The organism is Mesorhizobium australicum (assembly GCF_900177325.1).
GTDB classification, from domain to species: domain Bacteria; phylum Pseudomonadota; class Alphaproteobacteria; order Rhizobiales; family Rhizobiaceae; genus Mesorhizobium_A; species Mesorhizobium_A australicum_A.
This window is the reverse complement of record NZ_FXBL01000004.1, coordinates 2388042-2406715: the sequence shown is the minus strand read 5'-3', so window position 1 is coordinate 2406715 and position 18674 is coordinate 2388042. Positions and strand designations below refer to the sequence as shown.

The following is an 18674-nucleotide window of genomic DNA, read 5'->3' as shown; positions in this document are numbered from 1 at the left end:
GTCAGATGTTCCGGCTGCCGGGCTTGACCGGCGGGATCGCGGCAAGCTCGGGCGGCAGGCGGTCTGCCGGATAGGCCGGCACTTCGTACTGCGCCAGCGAGACCAGCGGGACGCCGACATTCGTCTTGCCGGCGGAGCGGTCGACGATGCAGGCGGCGGCGGCCACCTCGACGCCGATGTCGCGCAGGCAGGTGATCGTCTCGCGGATCGACAGGCCAGTGGTGACGATGTCCTCCACGATCACGACGCGGGCCCCCTTCTCGATCTCGAAACGGCGGAGACGGAATTCGCCGCCCTCGCGCTCCACCCAGATCGCAGGCACGCCGAGATGGCGCGAGGTCTCGTAGGCGGGGATGATGCCGCCGACGGCAGGGCCGACGACATAGTCGATCGTGCCGGGCACTTCCCGGCGGATCTTCTCCGCCAGCGCCTTGCACAGGATCGCCGTCTTGTCGGCATGCATGAAGACGCGCGCCTTCTGCAGGAATACGGGGCTGCGCAGGCCCGACGTCAGGATGAAGTGCCCTTCGAGCACCGCTCCCGTGTCGCGGAAAATCTGGATGACCTCGTCCGTCGTCATGAGCCCCTCTATCCGTTCACGCGCTTGGCCAGCCTGACCGCCTCGTTCGCCTTGAGTTGCGAGAGCAGCCGGTTCAGGTGCTTCAGGTCCCACACCTCTAGGTCGACGACCATCTCGGTGAAATCGGGCGCCGGCCGCACCATGGACAGCGTATGGATGTTGGCGTCGTTCGCGGCAATGATCTGCGCGATCTCGGCGAGCGATCCGGGCGCGTTCAGCGCCGTCACGCTGATGCGGGCCGGGAAGCGCTCTTTCTTGTCCTCGGAAATGTCCCAGCGGACGTCGATCCAGCGCTCCGGCTGGTCGTCGAAGGCGGTGAGCGAGGGCGACTGGATCGGATAGATGGTGATCCCAGCGCCGGGCTGGAGGATGCCGACGATGCGGTCGCCGGGCACCGCCCCTTCCGGCGCGAAGCGCACCGGCAGGTCGCCGCGCACGCCGCGGATCGGCAGCGCCGCGCGGCTGTCGCCCTTGGCGCCCGTCTTGCGCGAGGAAAGCCCCGGAACCTGGAACAGCATGCCCGCCGCGTTGCGCAGCTTGGACCAGCCCTCTTCCTTCACCTTCGGCACCGGCGCCGACTTGATCTCCTTGATGTCGGGATTGACCGCCCGCATCACGTCGATCGAAGAGAGCTCCCCTCGCCCGACGGCGGCCAGAACGTCCTCGACATCTTTGCGCGCAAGGCGCGGCAGAACCTGCTTCAGCTCGGCCTTGGAGAAGGTGCGGCCCGATCGCTCGAAGGCGCGTTCGAGGATGCGGGTGCCGAGGCCCGAATACTGTTTGCGGATGGCGGTGCGGGTGGCGCGGCGGATCGCCGAGCGCGCCTTGCCGGTGACGACGACGGCCTCCCAGGCGGCGGGCGGGACTTGCGACTTCGAGCGAATGATCTCGACCTCATCGCCGTTCTGAAGCTCGGTCATCAGCGGCATGACCCGGCCGTTGACCTTGGCGCCGACGCAGGTGTCGCCGACATCGGTGTGCACCGCATAGGCGAAGTCGATCGGCGTCGCGCCACGCGGCAGGGCGATCAGCATGCCCTTGGGCGTGAAGCAGAAGACCTGGTCCTGGAACAGTTCGAGCTTGGTATTCTCCAGGAAGTCCTCGGGATTGTCGCCGTCGGCGAGCGACTCGATGGTGCGGCGCAGCCACGCATAGGCGTTGGTCTCGCTCGACACCTTGTAGGTGGCGCCATTCGGCTTTTTCGGGCCGTCCTTGTAGATGGAGTGCGCGGCGACACCATATTCGGCGACGCGGTCCATCTCCTGTGTCCGGATCTGCAGCTCGACGCGCTGGCGCGACGGGCCGACGATCGTCGTATGCAGCGAGCGGTAGTCGTTCTGCTTCGGGATCGAGATGTAGTCCTTGAAGCGGCCCGGCACCATCTGCCAGGTCGTGTGGATGGCGCCGAGCGCACGGTAGCAGTCGTCTACCGTCTCGACGATGACGCGGAAACCGATGATGTCGGACAGCTGCTCAAAGGAGAGCGCCTTGGCCTCCATCTTGCGGAAGACCGACCACGGCTTCTTCTGACGGCTCTTGACCGAGGCCTTGAGGCCGGTCGTGGCGAACATGTCCGACAGGGCCTTCTCGATGCCCTGGATCACGCCACGGCTCTTGTCCATGAAGGCGGCGAGCCGCGCCGTCACGGTGCGGTAGGCCTCCGGATTAACATAGCGGAAGGCGAGTTCCTCCAGCTCCTCGCGCATGTCCTGCATGCCCATGCGGCCGGCGAGCGGAGCATAGATCTCCATCGTCTCCTCGGCGATGCGCAGCCGCTTCGCCTCGGGCACGTGATGGAGGGTGCGCATGTTGTGCAGCCGGTCCGCCAGCTTGACGAGCAGGACGCGCACGTCCTCCGAGATGGCGATCAGGAGCTTGCGCAGGTTTTCCGCCTGCTCGGCACGCTTGGAGACGAGGTCGAGGCGCTTGAGCTTGGTCAGGCCCTCAACCAGCTTGCCGATGTCGGGTCCGAACAGTTCGTCGATCTCCGCGCGCGTGGCGGTCGTGTCCTCGATCGTGTCATGCAGGAGAGCGACGGCGATGGTCGACTCGTCCAGATGCATGTCGGTCAGGATCGCGGCGACTTCGAGCGGATGCGAGAAATAGGGATCTCCCGATGCCCGGCGCTGATGGCCATGCTTCTGCATCGCATAGACATAGGCCTTGTTGAGCAGCGCCTCGTTCACGTCGGGCTTGTAGCGCTGAACGCGCTCGACAAGCTCGTATTGACGCATCATCGGATATGACCAAACCTAAAAAATGAAACATGCGCCGCGCGTTCGCGCGGCGCATGGATTAAATAGCTGCGATTGTGGCGGCACGGAAGCGCCGCGGGCCGGAAGCGGCTCAGAAGTCGTCGTTTTTCTCCGGCGCAACCAGCCCCTCGATGCCGGCGAGCAGTTCTTCCTCGCTCATCCGGTCGAAGGCGACCTGGTCGTCGCCGTCTTCCTCGACGCTGGCGACTTCACCGGCAGCGCCCTGACGGTCGACCAGCTCTGCGGCGTCCGCCTCCGGCTCGTCAACTTCCACATGCTTTTGCAGCGAGTGGATCAGGTCTTCCTTCAGGTCGTCGGGAGACAGCGTCTCGTCGGCGATTTCGCGCAGCGCGACCACCGGGTTCTTGTCGTTGTCGCGGTCGACCGTGATCGGGGCGCCCTGGCTGATCTGGCGGGCCCGGTGGCCTGCGAGCAGAACGAGTTCGAAACGGTTCTCGACCTTGTCGATGCAGTCTTCAACTGTGACGCGGGCCATCGATGCCCCTTTCCTGCTTGAATGTCGGGAATATTGGCGCGCTGCATATCGCCTTCAAGCCCAAATTACAAGCTTGAGGCATCGCGAACCCGGCGGCATACCAGCGGAACGTCGACCGCGGCAGAAGATCACATACGGTCACATTTTGTTGCCGAGCCGCAGCCTGCCCTTGATTAGCCCAATCATAGCGCTAAGTGGGTTGCAGGTGGGATTGGGAACTATTTACTGTTTCCGATTTTGATTGTCTGCACTTCGTTTTTTGGGATGTTTTGAGATGTTCGATTCCCGGGAAAAGATTGCCCTCTTCATCGACGGCGCTAATCTATATGCAACCTCTAGATCCCTCGGATTTGATATAGACTACCGTAAGCTTCTGGTCTTCTTCCAGAAGAAGGGGTACCTTCTTCGGGCGAATTATTATACGGCGATCATCGAAGACCAGGAATATTCATCTATTCGTCCGCTGATCGACTGGCTCGACTACAACGGATACAAGGTTGTCACGAAGCCGGCGAAGGAATTCACCGATGCGAGCGGCCGGCGTAAGATCAAGGGCAACATGGACATCGAGCTCGCGATCGACGCGCTGGAGCTCACGGAATTCGTCGACCACTATGTAATCTTCTCCGGTGACGGCGATTTCCGCTCACTCGTCGAGGCTTTGCAGCGCCGCGGCCGCAAGGTGACGGTGGTCTCGACCATGTCCTCGCAGCCGCCGATGATCGCCGACGACCTGCGCCGGCAGGCCGACCATTTCGTCGACCTGATGACGCTGCGCGCCGATGTGGGACGCGAGCTTTCCGAACGACCGCCGCGACGCCTCGAGACTCAGGAACCGGCTGACGACGATCTCTGATCCGGGCATGATCGCCGGATGATCGATGCGATTCCCCGCGGGGCTGCGGAGCCTCCCTACGACTGTCCGTTGTGCCCTCGCCTGCACGATTTCGTCGCCGAATGGCGGATGAAGGAGCCGGGCTGGTTCAACGGTCCCGTGCCGACCTTCCTGCCCCCGTCCGATGATGCCACGGTGAAGCTGCTCATCGTCGGGCTGGCGCCCGGTCTGCGCGGCGCAAACCGCACCGGGCGGCCTTTCACCGGGGATTACGCGGGCGACCTGCTCTACAGGACGCTGAAAACCTTCGGCTTCGCGCACGGCGAGTTTCTCGCGCGACCCGACGACAGCCTGGAACTGATCGGCACGGCAATCACCAACGCAGTGCGCTGCGTGCCGCCGGCCAACAAGCCGGAGAGCAGCGAGATCAACACCTGCCGAGGGTTTCTTTCGGCGACAGTCGGGCGTTTTCCGAACCTCCGCGCTGTTGTGACCTTGGGAGCGATCGCGCATCAGTCGACGATACGGGCGCTCGGCGGCCGCGTCGCCGCGCATCCGTTCAAGCACGGCGCGGCCACCGAAATCGGCGGCCTCAGCGTGTTCTCCAGCTACCACTGCTCGCGCTACAACACGAATACCGGCGTGCTGACCGAAGAGATGTTCGCCGACGTCTTCGCGAATGTGGCAAAGTTCCTAGATCAGATCCCGCAGCCGGCGGATTGACTTTTGTCAACCATGGTTTACACCTTTCTATATGAATATTCGCCGTACGACCATTTTTGCGAACTGGTTGGCGCAATTGCGGGATCGGTCGGCCAAGGCGAGAATCTCTCGGCGAATTGAGCGACTTAGGGATGGAAATCCAGGCGATGTGCGTCCTGTCGGCGAAGGAGTAAGCGAGCTTCGGATCGATCACGGTCCAGGATATCGCATCTACTTCGTTCAGATCGGCGATACGATTCTGGTCCTCCTATGCGGGGGCGACAAGGATACCCAGCGTCGAGACATTGAACGTGCCAAGCAGTTGGCAAGAGAATGGAAGGAAAGCTGACATGGCGCTCGAAACCCTGCCTTTTGATGCAGCAGAGTATATAGACGACGATCTCACCGCAGCGGAGTATCTCAAGGCAACCTGCGAGGATGGAAACCCGAATGAGATCGCGCTTGCGCTCGGCACGATCGCTCGCGCACGCAACATGACGAAGCTGGCCGAGCAGACGGGCCTGTCACGCCAGGCGCTCTACAAGGCGCTGAGCGGCGAGGGAAATCCGGAATTTGCGACGATCATGAAGGTGGCCGACGCGCTCGGATTGCGGCTTACCTTCGTCAGCGCGGACAAGAATCGCGACGCAGCATAACGAAGACGCCTCGGCCTTCCGCTTCTACCCTCGCTCCTTGAGCAGGCGACCCTTCTCGCGGTTCCAGTCGCGCTCTTTTTCCGTCTGCCGCTTGTCGTGCAGCTTCTTGCCGCGCGCCACCGCCAGCAGCAGCTTGGCGCGGCCGCGGTCGTTGAAATAGATCTTTAGCGGCACAAGCGTCATGCCCTCACGCTCAACCGCCTGGGCGAGGCGCGCGCGTTCGCGCTTGCTGGTGAGCAGCTTGCGGCGCCGGCGCGGCTCGTGGTTGAAGCGGTTCGCCTGCAGGTATTCCGGCAGGTAGGAGTTGATCAGCCACAGTTCCCCGCCCTCGACGGAGGCGTAGGATTCCTGGATGTTCGCCTGACCTTGGCGCAGAGATTTCACCTCGGTGCCGGACAGAACCAGCCCCGTCTCGAGCGTGTCCAGCACCTCGTAGGAGAACCGCGCCTTGCGGTTCTCTGCCACGGTCCGGTTGTTGGGGTCGTCACGTCCTGTGGCCATGCTGCTAATTCAGGAGACCGACGCTTCGCATCGCCGCGTCGATCTTCTCCGCTGTCGAAGGTTCCACGGTGACGAGCGGCGAGCGCACGACATTGGCAACGCGGCCGAGCTTCGACAGCGCGTATTTGGAGCCCGTCACGCCGGCCTCGATGAAGATCGTCTTGTGCAGCGGCATCAACTGGTCCTGCAGTTCCAGCGCGCGCTTCTTGTCGTTGGCGAGCGTCGCGGCCTGGAATTCGGCGCACAGCCGCGGCGCAACGTTGGACGTGACCGAGATGCAGCCGACGCCGCCATGGGCGTTGAAGCCAAGAGCGGACGCATCCTCGCCCGAGAGCTGGATGAAGTCCTTGCCGCAGGTCATGCGCTGCTCGGAGACGCGCTCGACCTTGCCGGTCGCGTCCTTGACGCCGACGATGTTCTTGAAATCGTTGCGCAACCTGCCCATCGTCTCCGGCGTCATGTCGATGACGGAACGCGGCGGGATGTTGTAGATGAAGATCGGCAGCTTCGTCGCCCGCGCGACAGCGGCGAAATGCTCGTAGAGCCCGCGCTGGGTCGGCCTGTTGTAATAGGGCGTGACGACCAGCACCGCATCAGCGCCGGACTTTTCCGCCTCGGTGGCAAGGCTGATGGCTTCGGCCGTGTTGTTGGAACCGGCGCCGGCCATGACCGGAACCCTGCCCTTCGCCGCCTTGATGCATGCGCGGACAACCGAATGATGTTCCTCATGCGAAAGCGTCGGCGACTCGCCGGTCGTGCCGACCGGGACGAGGCCATTGGTGCCCTCCGCGATCTGCCAGTCCACGAAGTCGGCAAACGCTTTCTCGTCGACCCCGCCATCGGCGCGGAACGGCGTGACGAGCGCGGTGAACGACCCCTGGAACATGATCAGCTTTTCTCCTGATGCGCGGTTACATGCGCGAAAGCGCGGCAACATAGTCTTGCCACGCGGATGCGGCAAGCAGGTCCCGTGCTCTACTCGATGACGCGGCCCGACGCCATAACCATTCATTCACCAAGTCTTCACGTTCCGACATTAACCTTGCCGATGCCCGCTGCAGGTTTTGTCCCGAGTTCTGGAGAGGGATCGCCGGCATGAACGCCAGTCTCTTCCCCTATCGGCTTGCCGTCGGCAGCGCGCTGGTCGCGCTCGCGGCCGGTGGCTGGACGCTTTATCCGGACGCCCTGACCTCCACGGCGGTGGCGCGGCCGCCGCTGACCGCTGAACTGGACAGACCAAACACGGATCCGGACGGCAGCCGTCTCAAGCGCTCCGGCGCCGTCACCCCCATCGTTCCGGCACTGCCGACGCTTCCTGCGCTGACCACCCCTCCGCCGGCCACCAAGTCGGTGCAGCCGCCGAAGGCCGTGCGGCCGGCAGGCGACATCGCGCTGCTGAAGCTCGGGCTTGCCGCGCTCGATGCCGGCGACGTGACCGGCGCGGTCGCTGCGCGCAACCAGCTTCGGTTCGGCTCGCTCGACCACGACATCCTGACCTGGGCGATCGCGATTTCGAACCAGCCGGTGGTCCCGAGCGGCGAGATCGAGACGGCGATCCGCATGCTTTCAAGCTGGCCCGGGATCGACGACCTGAAGCGGAACACGGAACGGGCCCTATTGCGGGAGAATGCAGATCCGCGAACCGTCCTCACGGCATTCGCAGGTGCCGCTCCCGAAACGGTGGAAGGTGCGCGGATTCTTGCCCGGGCGCAGGTCGCACTGGGCGACCCGGCGGCGGCCCGCACGACGCTCGCCGGCTTCTGGCGCACGCAGAAGCTGGAAGCGGCGACGGAAGCCGCCGTGCTGAAGGAATTCTCCCAGGTCCTGTCCAGGGAGGATCACCGCGCCCGCATGGAGTTCATGCTCTACAACGACCGGACGACCTCGGCCATGCGCGTGGCCGGACTTGCGGATGCCGAGAAGCTGGCCGCCGCCTGGACGGCGGTGATCAAAGGCGACCGGAACGCGCGCAAACTGCTGGACGACGTGCCGAAGGAAGAGCGAAGCGCGGGCTATTTCTTCGCCAGCGCCAAGCAATTGCGCCGCGCCGGGAAATATAAGGACGCCGCCGGCGAGATGCTGAAGGCACCGACCGCAAAGGAGGCGCTCGCCGACCCGGACGCCTGGTGGGTGGAGCGGCGTGTGCTCGTGCGGGAGTTGATGGACCTCGGCGATTTTCGCACCGCCTATAAGCTCGCCGCCGCTCATGCGGCCGAATCTCCGGCAATGGCCGCGGATGCGGAGTTCCATGCGGGCTGGATTGCGCTCAGGATGCTGAAGGACGCGAAGACGGCAGTCGGGCATTTCGAGAAGATCGCCGGAATCGCGGCGGGGCCGATCTCGTCCTCCCGCGCCCATTACTGGCTCGGCCGGGCGATCGACGCGGGAGCGCCGGGCGACGCCAGGGCGAACTACGAGAAGGCGGCGGAATACGGCACCGCCTTCTACGGCCAGCTCGCGGCGCAGAAGCTCGGCCGAAAGACCATTCCCATCGACATGCCTGCTGCGACGGACGCAGAGCGCACGGAGTTCGAGAACCGCGACGCCGTTGCGGCGATCCGCAGGATCGAGGAAGCCGGCTACACGGCAGACGCCGACACACTCTACCGGGAACTGGCGGGCGAGCTCGACAACCCCGGCGAGCTCTCCTTGCTCGCCGGCATGGCCGAGGCGCGCGGCGACCATTATCTCGCGCTTCGGGTCGGCAAGATCGCCGCCGCGCGCGGCATGGCGATCGGCTCGCTGGCGCATCCGACGGGTGCGATCCCCGAGACCGCAAACATTTCGGGCGCCGGCAAGGCGCTAGCCTATGCGATTGCCCGGCAGGAAAGCGAATTCAAGGTCGGCGCCGTGTCGGGGGCGGGCGCACAAGGATTGCTGCAGCTGCTGCCCGACACGGCGAAGGAGATGGCGCAGAAGGCAGGCATGCCGTTTTCGAAAGTGCTGCTGACCACCGATCCGGCCTACAATGCGACGCTTGGCTCGGAATTCCTGTCCGAGCAGCTCGGCCGCTTTTCCGGCTCCTATGTGCTGACATTCGCCGGCTACAATGCCGGCCCGCGCCGCGCGCAGGACTGGATGAAGCGCTACGGCGACCCGCGCGGCAAACCGGTCGAGGAGGTCGTCGACTGGATCGAGCGGATCCCGTTCACCGAGACCCGCCACTATGTGCAGCGCGTGATGGAGAACTATCAGGTCTACAAGATGCGACTGACCGGCACATTCGACATCGCCGCCGATCTGGTCGAAGGGCGCTGAGCCGAGCTGTCCCGGATGGCTTTGCCATCCGGGCGTTCCCCTGTATGGCTTTGAACAAAGCATCGGGAGGAACGGATGACGGGGACCGGGTACGAGGATTTCTACTACAATTCGACGGACGGGTTGAAGCTGCATGCGCGGATCTATGGCGAGCGCAATCCATCCGCCCTTCCCGCGATCTGCCTGGCCGGCCTGACCCGCAATGCCGCGGATTTCCACGATCTTGCGCTCTTTCTGGCGCGCCACCCGAAAACACCGCGTCAGGTGATCGCGTTCGATTATCGGGGCCGCGGACGCTCGACCTACGACCGCGACTGGAAGAACTACAATGTCGTCATCGAGAGCGGCGACATCCTCGCCGGCCTCGCGGCCATGGGAATCGAGCATGGCGCCTTCATCGGCACCTCGCGCGGCGGACTGATCATCCATATATTGGGCGCCATGCGTCCGGCCGTGCTGAAAGCGATCGTCCTGAACGACGTCGGGCCGGTCATCGAAGGAGCGGGACTGGCGCAGATCCGCGCCTATCTCGAACGCGCGCCGAAGCCACGTACTTTCGCGGAGGCGATCGAGATCAGCCGCGCGGCGCAGAAGGACAATTTTCCGGCGCTGAAGGAGGCAGACTGGGAGCGCATGGCGCACGCCTTCTACCGCGAGGAGAACGGAACGCTCGTCGCCGATTTCGATCCGGCACTGCTTAATACCATGACGTCGATCGACCTCAACAAGCCCCTGCCGCAGATGTGGCCGCAGTTTGAAGGACTGCGCGGCGTGCTGATGCTCGCGATCCGCGGCGAGAATTCGAAGCTGCTCTCGGTAGAGACGATCGAGGAAATGGCGCGTCGGCATCCGGGGATGGAGACGGTCACGGTTGAGGGGCAAGGCCATGCGCCGCTGTTGGAGACAGTGGATCTGCCGGAGAGGATCGCGGCGTTTTTGGAGAAGGCGGAGCGGGGCTGAGGTTTCGCGCGACCTGCGGGGGCATGAGCCGAAATAAGATCGAACATTACGATATCGGGAATGGCTCCGAAGTCGGGTCTGCTTCCCTCCGCGCTCCTGATTCAGCCAAATCAGGCGCTGCAGTGGCTATATATCCCTGATCTGAATCCCCGATCCGAGCCTAGGCACTGCAAACACGCGGACCAGTCAGAGCTAACGACCTCTCTTCAAACGAAAGACCCGGCGGTTGCCCGCCGGGTCTCGTCAAATCAGCTCGTGAGCCGATTAGAAGTAGCGCGTGAAGCGGAGCCAGCCGGAGACCGAACCGTCGAGGTTCTCAGCCTTGGTGTAGCCCAGTTCGCTGCGGACCTCGAACTGCGAGACCGGGAACCAGATAACCGACAGCTCAGCAGCGTAGGCGTCGACACCCGTCGAGATGTCCGAGCCGGTGCCGGAGTACAGGTCGTTGAAGTACTCGAACGCGACCGATGCGCCCAGGGTCTCGGAGAACTGCTGGTTGTACGATGCCAGGATCGTCCATTCAGCATCCACGCCAAGCGGGCTGCTCACGCCGTAGTCGTTGTCGCTATCGTTGTAATAGCCGGCCAGGCGCAGCGACGAGCCGGGCATGTTCGGGATGTTGAACTGAGCGCCGATGCCCGCAGCCCAGCCGCTGTCGCCGAGGCTAGCACCGGTGATGCCATGCGGCACCCGGTCCTCGTCAAACGCAGCCTTCGCCCAAACGGTGCCCCAGCCGCCGGTGTAACCCAGCTTTGCAACAACGTCCGGCACAAAGCCGTCGCCAGTCATGTTGTCGTCTTCGAGCGAGATCGCGCCGAAGAAGCCATTCGAGTCAAAGCGATAACCGATGAGGGCGCGCTCCTGATAGCCGTAGTACATGCCCGACCACGAGTGCGAACCGTAGTTCGAAGCCCCGCCGTTCTTCGAGTCAACCCAGAAGGATTCCGAGTAACCGACCATGAAGCCGCCGAGCGTGATGTAAGCCTGGTCAATGCCGACCGGGCCATCGTTGGTGCCAAGGCCAGAATATGCACCGGTGCCGCTCCAATCAGCCTGAAGACGGATGTAGGAACGCAGCGTGCCCCACTCGGTTTCCGAGCGCGCATCGATGTTCAGACGAGCACGAACCGACTTGCGCCAGCCGTCCTGAAGACCAGTGCCGTAGTGATAAGAAGGGGTGTCGCCAGCCTCATAGCTGCCAGCGCCCATCTGGTACCAGACATAACCCGAAATCTGCAGGCAGGTCTCGGTGCCGGGGATGTAGAAGAAGCCGTTGCCGTACGCGTCGCAGACGCGGACATATTCGACCGGCTCGGGCTCCGGCGCCATGACGGCGTCGGCGGCGCGGGCGCCGGTCACTGCGACGAGAGCCGCAGCGGAGCCGATGAGAAGGCTCTTGATGTTCATTTTCTGACCTCCAGCCTTAATGGCGCGAGGTCTCGCTAGAACTTGGGCACTATCAGCCCAGTTAGCCCAGCTCGACTACGAGTTTCGCCAACGTCAAGCATGCCTTGGGCTCCCCGTAAGGAACTCTTGTGCCTCCAGCTCAGCAGTCTGCGTACGCCCGAATCCCTATTCTCGAGCCTCATCGCCCGCGCCACCGATCCCGACCACGTCCCTCCCTACCGGCTGATCGATACGGACACCGGCTTCGCGGTATGGCCCGGTTTCGATAGCCTCGCTGACGTAGAGGCGTGGCTTAGCAACTAGAGAAGCGCGAGAGGCGTCGGGGCAACCCGGCGCTTCGTCGCTTCGGCCGTGGTCGGCCCACAGACCCGCATCGCTTTCCGGCTCGCCTCCTACCCCGCCCTTATAGCGATACGGCCGCCGTTGGGGCTGCGTGGCGGCGAGCTTCGGGCCTTGGGGGCCAGGTGGGATCGTGATCTGGGCGGCCGTACATATTCCAACCTCGATCGCCGATTATCCGATTGCGATTCCGAGGCTGCGGCCGTTTCGCCGGGGAGGCTACTAGTGGCTATTATGAGACACTACGCCTGACCGCCGCCCGATGTCAGGAAGGATTGGGAACTTATTCTCCGCAGCTGGAGCTTCATCGCGCCTGCCGCCCCGCATTGGATCTCCATCGGCCGGGAGGACCCAGCCATCATCAAGATCGAACTCCGCACGCGAGATCGAAGCATCTCTGCCACCTCCCATGATCGATGGGGGGTTGCCAGTGTTGCCAGGGCTTTTCCGTCCTACAAGGATATTTCACACACGTGTTGTGTATTCTCCTTAGAGACCCAAATAGGGGTGCAACACTGGCAACTCAGTCCCGTGCCGTCCCAACCGGTCCTATGGTTGGGCCTGACCACCAGCCTCATCGCCCTCAGTCTCCAGCTCCTTCAGCCGAAGACCGATCCAGCACCGCACCTGCTTGCCGTCGATCTTCGAGCGTGCCTGCGTGACGCGATACTGCGCCGCCACCTCCAGGTCGCGGGCGAACATGGTGGGGTCCGAGTACGCGAAGGCCAGGCTGCGATCCATTGTAAAGGCGATATAACGCTGCCAGACGGCATCCTTCGCGGTCTTCGCCTCAGGGTCCAACTCGCAGCACTCCGCCACGAAGGTCGTGAGGGGCGACGCTAGCTCGGCCATCCGCCCGGAGATCTCCCGGCTCGCGGCCGTAGAGGTGAAGCGTCCCTGCGCCTGCAAGCGCCGCCAGCCCTCGATGGCCCAGTTGAGGATGCCAGGCAGCTCGGCTTCGAGCTTGCGGCTGAGGGTCTCGTCCTCGACGCCCAGGAAGGACTTGGTCATCTTCAAGGCCACCAGGCGGGCCGCCACCGCGCCGCTGACGTCGGGAAGCGGCGGCAGCAGATTGGTCGCGATCAGGATGCGGATGTTGAGCTTGGTGGTGATCGCCCCACCGACGTGCTTGCGCTCGACGTCCACATCGTCCTCGCCGACGATCCGCAGAATGTTGCCCACGATCTCCTGTCGGTCGGACTGCTTGCCGAGGCGCATGTCGGACACCGTGGCGAGCGTCTTGCCCAGCGTGGCTTCCAGCCCGAACCGGTCGCCGAGCTTGACGAGCGACGGGCTGCAGACACTGGTCGGCCCGAGCAGCCGGGAGATGGTGCGGACGATGGTGCCCTTGCCGGAGCGGGTCGGGCCAAGCAGAAGGAAGAACTTCTGCTTGGAGGTGTCGGGCGTCAGCAGAAGCCCCATGATTTCCTGCAGGAGAGCGATCTGGTCGGGATCGTCGCCCCAGACATCGGCCAGGAACTGCAGCCAGACCGCTGGTAGCGGCGCGTCAGGATCGTAGTCATATGGCAAGCCGGAGCGCGTGAAGAACGCCGATGACGGATCGAGCAGCGTCCCCGTTGGCAGGTGGAGCAGCCCGTTGCGACAGGCCAGGATCTCCGAGGCCGGATAGTCCCTTGCCCGCTCATCTCCGTTCAACCAGCAGGGCGGGGCATAGGTGCCGCGCTCGACCAGCGAAATGCCCTTGAGGGCATCGATGGTTTCACCGACCGTTCTCGAGTTCGGCATCGCGCCGATGTCTTCGAGGAACGCATAGACGTCGCGCCTCACCGCATCGGGTTCGACCACGTCATAATGCGAGCCGCGATGCAGCAGCCAATCCGCCTGATACCAAAGCAACGTCGGGTGGACCTCTTCGCGGAAGCGCCTGGCGATCGTCAGGGGGGTAGCCTGTTCGACCTCTCCGGCCATGCGGCTACGAGCTTCCTTCTCCAGCTTCTTCACACGCCGGTCGATCTCGATTTCGAGGTCGCGGAGCCTCTTCACGCCATTGGCTTCGAGGCGGCCGATCAGACGCATGTAGCCGGCCAGATCGCTGACCCGCAGCCGCGTGATCAGCTTCAGGTTCGCTTCGGTGAACAGCCGTGCACGCTGCTTCGCGTTGATCGCGAATAGGGGCGCATAGGCTTCCCCGGCCTCGGTTTCGGTCTCGGTGTCGCCCTCAAGCATTGCTCGACTCCTCGTCCAGGATCGCGAGCATCGCGTCGCGCTCAGCCTCGAAGTCGTATCGGTCGACCAGGTCATCATCATCGAACGCGGCGACCAGATCCGGTCGGCCCGCCTCGACCACGGCGGCGAAAAGGGTGCGGAAGTTCGCACCGCCCCGCTTGCCCGCCTGCAGGCTTTCCCAGCGCCGAGCGGTCAGCTCGTCGTCTACGTGCCCGTAACGCTCGTCGCGGGCGCACCAGGCCAGCCACTCTGGCAACCCGTGTCCGGCCGTCGCGTCGTGCGATGCGGCCATGAGGGCGAACCACCGGTCGTGCTGGCCGGGGCCATAGTCATGCGGGTCGAGCACGGCGAGGAACTCGGCCAACTGCTCGTTGGACAGCTTGCCCGCCGCATCGACATGGAAGGGGGTGTCCGGTCTGGCGAGCAGCGCCATCAGCGCATCGGGTGCGGCGCGCACATCCGAGATCGCCAGCGTCAGGTCGTCCAGCAGGTATGGCCTGCCGGTCTCGGGGTGAGAGCTCCCCGGCGCGACAACGAAGGATCCGCGCGACCGGAAATCGATACCCTGGTAGTCGTCCAGCTTGCTAACCGTCCTGGTCTCCGAGGGCTTGGACAGATAGATGTGTCGCCCGCCGTCACCACGGCCGGTGAGGACGGTCGGGTGGACGCTCAGGTTCTCGCCTACGTCGGCGCAGAGGCGGTCGAACGGGTCGTCGCCGGGGCGGAAGTTGCGGGGGTCCAGATCGAGAACCAGGTCGTTATCGCGCAGCCTCACACCTACGTTGCCACCGCGCTGCACCCAGGGAGCCACATCGCCGAGGAGGGTATACTCGTTCGTCTGCCAGCCCGTATCGCGCGGCGTCTTCGCGCCCTTGGCGAGGGGGAACAACTCGTAGCCTGCTTGGTCGAACCGCCGGAGCACGCGAGCAATCTCGGGTATCGTGAGCGTAGGCATAGCCGTATCCTCTTCGATGGGTGCGGACGTGGAGGCTGCGGAAGAGGACCACGCAGACTCCACGTCCGCTGTTGTCGGGCGTTCGGCGACCCGACCCAGGAGGAGCGCCGAACCGCTCCGATTCATCCACCGCAGCCTTTGCGGCAATACAATCTATGCGAGCATTTTCCCTTAACCACTCGCAGGTAGTCAACTCACTGCCTGACGAGGGTCAAACCCTTCGCCCGGCAATATTCTTCGACCGATGCCCACGCCCGGCTCCCGTCCAGTGACTCGACGCGGCCCTCCTCGAACACGACAGCCCTTGGGGCTGCGAGACCGAGCTCCCCCGAGCCCGGCAGCGAGTCCTTGCCTACGAGGGTGATAGGCGTTGCGGACGGTTCGAAGCCGGTTCGAAGCTCCCAGGCGAGGACCGTCCGCAGGACTGCCTGACCGCCAGGCAGGTGGAACACCGCATGGGTGCCGGGCTGGGCTGGGATGACGTTGCCGGTCATGGCCGCCTCCGCGCCCACGGCCCGTCGCCGCCGTAGATCCGATCAGCCATCGACTCGAACTGTTCCGCCAGCGCGGGCCGTCGCGGTGCCGAGGCGGTCGCCCAGATACGGGCGACTTGACGCTGGCTGAGTTCCTTTCCGGTCGTCGGGTCGAGGTATCGAGGCGCTGCCCCGAGGGCAGCATCAAGCTCGCCGCGCAGAAGGGCATCCCACGCGGATTCGGAGTGCGCGACCGCGACGCCGTCAGACATCGCGTAGGCGAGGATGAAGGTTACGTTGGACATGTGCATTTCCTTGGTTGCGCGCCGCATCGGGCGCGTCGGGTTGATCGAGTTGGTGCCGCCCCGCCGATCGGAGGAGTGAACAATCGGCGGGGCAGCTTCGCGCCGCCGAAGCGTCGCGTATTGAAGGGCCGGACGGGCAACCAGAAAGCCGCCCGGCCCTGGTCGCCACGAGGCAGGAGAACCTCCGCGACCTCTCCGTGCGGGCCAAGACCAACCCGCCCGGAGACTACCGTTACGCGAGGCCGAGAATCGCTCGCGGGTTGAGATCGGGCCGGAAGCGGACAGGCTCGCCGGTGTCGTGGGCCTTCTGCCATCCAGCCGCAGCCTCGATACGCTCGACGGCGAGGAGCTGAGCGTCGATTTCTTGCAGGCGGGTTCGCTTTTCGCCCGCCGTCATGCCCCCATCGACATCGAACTGCTCGGCGAGCGAGCGATCAATCGCCGCCTCGACAAGGTCGGGCAGCAAGGCGCAGATCAGTCCCTCAGCATCGGTGGTCCCGAGTTTCGCGCCGGAAGGCGCGGTGAGGCCAAGTGGGCGTTGCGGGAAGGCCAGGGTGACGTTGCCGTCCTTTCCGACCACGACTCGGATACCCGAGGTGCGGCCGAGCGTTCTGGCCCGCAAGAGGGCCTTGGCCTTCAACTCCTCGACCGGCGCGTGTTCGGCCGCGACGCCTTCGCGCTCCGACCGGAGTCGGTTCAGCTCGACTCGGCAATCTTGCTCGACCTGGTCGGGGTCAGCGAACTCCTTCTTGGGCTCGGCGAAGCGGACCCGTTCAAGCATCCGCTTTCCGCGCGGGACGGGCCTCGTCGTGATATGGGTGAGAAGACCCGCAGCCCCCGAGGCGACCGGGTCAAGAACGAACTGCAGCTGCCCGAGTCCATCGCCGGGATTCGCCGTGAGCCTTCGCCGCAGGTCGGTGAAGACGGCCTTGCGCACGACGCGCGCATCGCCGACAGCGGACAAGGCCTTCGTGTCGGCCGCGTCCGCTGCTGCAGCACGCTTCTGGTCGCGCTCCTTGCGCGCTCGTGCGTCGGACAGCTGGGCCTGGAGGGCTTCCCGCTGCTCCGTGGTCAGACGGTTGTCCGTGAGGGCGCGTCGAATGTTGGCCTCGTGGACGGTGGAGCGCTCGACGTCCTCACGCGCCGAGGCCGCCGCAGTCTGCGCGCCGAGCCGGGCATCGCCGAGGACGCGAGGCGCTTCCTCCACCAGTGCCAGGCGCTCGCGGAGCTCTTCGGTCTCCGGGGACGACTCGACCCGCTCGTGAAGCAGGCGCATCACGTCATCGTAGTCGGGGCCGAGTGACCCGTCGTCTTCGAGATTCATGTTCATGGTAGTATCCTTATAGTCGGGCGCTCTCGGCGCTCTGGAGTTGGTCACGAATCCATTCGGAGACCGCCGCGCTCGACCAGGCCTTCGCCGCCGTGCCTCCCAGGCCGACCGGGCGCGGGAACCTGCCCGCCGCGACGAGCCGGTAGAGCTGGCTGCGCGAGAGGCCGGTCCTGGCGAGGACGACGGGGAGGCGGAGGAGGTGGGCTTGGTCGGGCACGTTGCGGGTCTCCGTGGACGTGAAGACACGGTGCCATACCGTTCCCGGCGCAGCGACTTGGACTGGTTAGTTGGACTCACGAGATAACGCCTGTGCGGCCTGGCGCGCGTAAATCTCTTCGTCGTGCGAGCGCGCGGCCTCGGCGGCGGCGAGCATTATCTCGGACCTCGTCCGCACCCTCTGCGGCCAGTCAATACGGTTACGCCACCATCGGACGATCTTCGGCTCGACGCCGACGAGGGCGGCCAGCGCTGCGTCGGTCAGGCGGTCCACATCGTTGACGACTGCTTGGGCGTCCAGGTCGATGGCGGCGCGCAACGGCTTTGCCTTCCAGAACGCAACACTGGCGCAGTCGTTCTTCCATTGCTCCGATGCGGTCCAGTGGCGGATGATGCCGATGTGGAACTTGCCGCGCTTCTTCCAGCCCAGGTGGGCCGCGATGGCGAGTTGTGACATGGCCTGCTTGCTCCAGTCGCCACGCCTGATCCGCTCATCGGTCTCGGCGTCTACGGCCCTCAGGTAGTCGGCCCGTGTATCCCCGCGCACTCCGAACCGCTGGCCGGGCCGAAGCTTCTCGATGACCTGCTGGCGCAGCGCCCCATCGGCGTTGGCGAGCCCGAGGGCGACGATGATGTCGTGGAACGACATGGACTCGTAGGCCGCCTCGGCCGCAAGGCGAGCGGGGGTGTTCACCCGCTTTCCCGTCAGGCCCAGTGCGGTGGCCAGCGCCTGCTTCACCTCGGCGGGCGGCTGCAGATCATGCAGAACATGATGGGCGATCAGCCGGCCGGCGAGAAGCTTGGAGTCGGACGATCTGTCCGTCACCTTCAGGGCATCGACGCAGACGGCCTCGGCGTCGGGCACCATCGTATAGATGGTCCGCTTGAAGCCCTCCGGCGTAATCGGCCTAAAGCCCTCTGGGACGTTGGGTCCGGAGAAGTTGAACACCTTCTGCCGCATCCAGGGAGAACGGGGAGCGAGAAGGTCGCCGGGGGTGACGAGCGGGTCAGCCCCGATGGCTGTGGATGGCGGGTCATAGTCGATCCCTGTGACTGGCTGGTAGAGCGCGCGGAGTTGCTCTTGCAGGTCGAGGTAACGATCCATGTCCTTCTCGCCTTCCGGCGCACGAAGCTCTGCCACCATAAGGGCGAGCAGGCGCTCGGTCTCGGCGTCGTCGGGGTGCGGGTCGGTCTCGTCGTCCATGAGACCGACAAAGGC

Annotated in this window: 19 protein-coding genes; 6 read left to right on the top strand and 13 right to left on the bottom strand. The window is 64.5% G+C overall.

From position 1 onward, the window contains the following. Nucleotide 1: 1 nt before the first annotated feature. The 3 genes from pyrE to rpoZ all read right to left on the bottom strand — a co-directional run bounded on the left by pyrE (nt 2) and on the right by rpoZ (nt 3331). Complete coding sequence (pyrE, locus tag B9Z03_RS14265; RefSeq protein WP_085464819.1) at nt 2-580, bottom strand: orotate phosphoribosyltransferase; 579 nt, start codon at nt 578-580, stop codon at nt 2-4. Between the two features lie 8 nt (nt 581-588). Continuing rightward, complete coding sequence (locus tag B9Z03_RS14260) at nt 589-2817, bottom strand: RelA/SpoT family protein (RefSeq protein ID WP_085464818.1); 2229 nt, start codon at nt 2815-2817, stop codon at nt 589-591. A gap of 109 nt (nt 2818-2926) precedes the next feature. Further along, nucleotides 2927-3331 carry a DNA-directed RNA polymerase subunit omega gene (gene rpoZ, locus B9Z03_RS14255; RefSeq protein ID WP_085464817.1) on the bottom strand — a complete coding sequence of 135 codons (405 nt, stop codon included), beginning with the start codon at nt 3329-3331 and terminating at the stop codon, nt 2927-2929. A 274-nt stretch (nt 3332-3605) separates the two neighbouring features. On the opposite strand from rpoZ, the gene B9Z03_RS14250 reads away from it, so the two are divergent. The 4 genes from B9Z03_RS14250 to B9Z03_RS14235 are packed head-to-tail and all read left to right on the top strand — an operon-like array spanning nt 3606 to nt 5524. After that, a complete protein-coding gene (locus B9Z03_RS14250; RefSeq protein ID WP_085464816.1) occupies nt 3606-4187 on the top strand; it encodes a LabA-like NYN domain-containing protein in 582 nt (193 codons plus the stop codon). 18 nt (nt 4188-4205) lie between these two features. Then, a complete protein-coding gene (locus B9Z03_RS14245; RefSeq protein ID WP_085464815.1) occupies nt 4206-4889 on the top strand; it encodes a uracil-DNA glycosylase in 684 nt (227 codons plus the stop codon). Between the two features lie 31 nt (nt 4890-4920). Then, the gene (locus tag B9Z03_RS14240) at nt 4921-5217 is read left to right on the top strand and encodes a type II toxin-antitoxin system RelE/ParE family toxin (protein ID WP_085464814.1); all 297 of its coding nucleotides are present in this window, start codon (nt 4921-4923) and stop codon (nt 5215-5217) included. Between the two features lies 1 nt (nt 5218). Then, nucleotides 5219-5524, top strand: a complete 306-nt coding sequence (locus B9Z03_RS14235) for an addiction module antidote protein (protein WP_085464813.1) — start codon at nt 5219-5221, stop codon at nt 5522-5524. Nucleotides 5525-5548: 24 nt separating this feature from the next. On the opposite strand, the gene smpB is transcribed toward B9Z03_RS14235, so the two are convergent. Beyond that, nucleotides 5549-6025, bottom strand: coding sequence for an SsrA-binding protein SmpB (gene smpB / locus B9Z03_RS14230; protein WP_085464812.1), 477 nt, complete (start codon nt 6023-6025; stop codon nt 5549-5551). Nucleotides 6026-6029: 4 nt separating this feature from the next. After that, on the bottom strand, nt 6030-6911 hold the full coding sequence (gene dapA / locus B9Z03_RS14225; RefSeq protein WP_085464811.1) for a 4-hydroxy-tetrahydrodipicolinate synthase: 882 nt from the start codon (nt 6909-6911) through the stop codon (nt 6030-6032). Between the two features lie 209 nt (nt 6912-7120). On the opposite strand from dapA, the gene B9Z03_RS14220 reads away from it, so the two are divergent. Next, nucleotides 7121-9283 (top strand): lytic transglycosylase domain-containing protein, encoded by a 2163-nt coding sequence (locus B9Z03_RS14220; RefSeq protein ID WP_085464810.1) that lies wholly within the window; start codon nt 7121-7123, stop codon nt 9281-9283. 75 nt (nt 9284-9358) lie between these two features. Next, the gene (locus B9Z03_RS14215) at nt 9359-10243 is read left to right on the top strand and encodes an alpha/beta fold hydrolase (protein WP_085464809.1); all 885 of its coding nucleotides are present in this window, start codon (nt 9359-9361) and stop codon (nt 10241-10243) included. A gap of 264 nt (nt 10244-10507) precedes the next feature. Here B9Z03_RS14215 and B9Z03_RS14210 read toward each other — a convergent pair whose 3' ends face one another. From B9Z03_RS14210 to B9Z03_RS14175, 8 genes are all read right to left on the bottom strand, one after another. Continuing rightward, nucleotides 10508-11650 carry a porin gene (locus tag B9Z03_RS14210; RefSeq protein WP_085464808.1) on the bottom strand — a complete coding sequence of 381 codons (1143 nt, stop codon included), beginning with the start codon at nt 11648-11650 and terminating at the stop codon, nt 10508-10510. A gap of 888 nt (nt 11651-12538) precedes the next feature. Then, nucleotides 12539-14176, bottom strand: coding sequence for a DNA primase family protein (locus B9Z03_RS14205; protein ID WP_176247524.1), 1638 nt, complete (start codon nt 14174-14176; stop codon nt 12539-12541). Further along, nucleotides 14169-15131, bottom strand: a complete 963-nt coding sequence (locus B9Z03_RS14200; RefSeq protein ID WP_176247523.1) for a bifunctional DNA primase/polymerase — start codon at nt 15129-15131, stop codon at nt 14169-14171. Before B9Z03_RS14200 ends, B9Z03_RS14205 begins: the two co-directional genes overlap by 8 nt. Before the next feature lie 194 nt (nt 15132-15325). Beyond that, nucleotides 15326-15625 carry a hypothetical protein gene (locus tag B9Z03_RS14195; RefSeq protein ID WP_085464805.1) on the bottom strand — a complete coding sequence of 100 codons (300 nt, stop codon included), beginning with the start codon at nt 15623-15625 and terminating at the stop codon, nt 15326-15328. Next, complete coding sequence (locus B9Z03_RS14190; RefSeq protein ID WP_085464804.1) at nt 15622-15909, bottom strand: hypothetical protein; 288 nt, start codon at nt 15907-15909, stop codon at nt 15622-15624. The genes B9Z03_RS14195 and B9Z03_RS14190 overlap by 4 nt, the downstream gene beginning before the upstream one ends. Before the next feature lie 232 nt (nt 15910-16141). After that, nucleotides 16142-17239, bottom strand: a complete 1098-nt coding sequence (locus B9Z03_RS14185; RefSeq protein ID WP_085464803.1) for a hypothetical protein — start codon at nt 17237-17239, stop codon at nt 16142-16144. Nucleotides 17240-17249: 10 nt separating this feature from the next. Beyond that, nucleotides 17250-17456 carry a helix-turn-helix transcriptional regulator gene (locus tag B9Z03_RS14180; RefSeq protein ID WP_085464802.1) on the bottom strand — a complete coding sequence of 69 codons (207 nt, stop codon included), beginning with the start codon at nt 17454-17456 and terminating at the stop codon, nt 17250-17252. A 66-nt stretch (nt 17457-17522) separates the two neighbouring features. Beyond that, a complete protein-coding gene (locus tag B9Z03_RS14175) occupies nt 17523-18659 on the bottom strand; it encodes a hypothetical protein (RefSeq protein WP_085464801.1) in 1137 nt (378 codons plus the stop codon). Between the last annotated feature and the right edge of the window lie 15 nt (nt 18660-18674).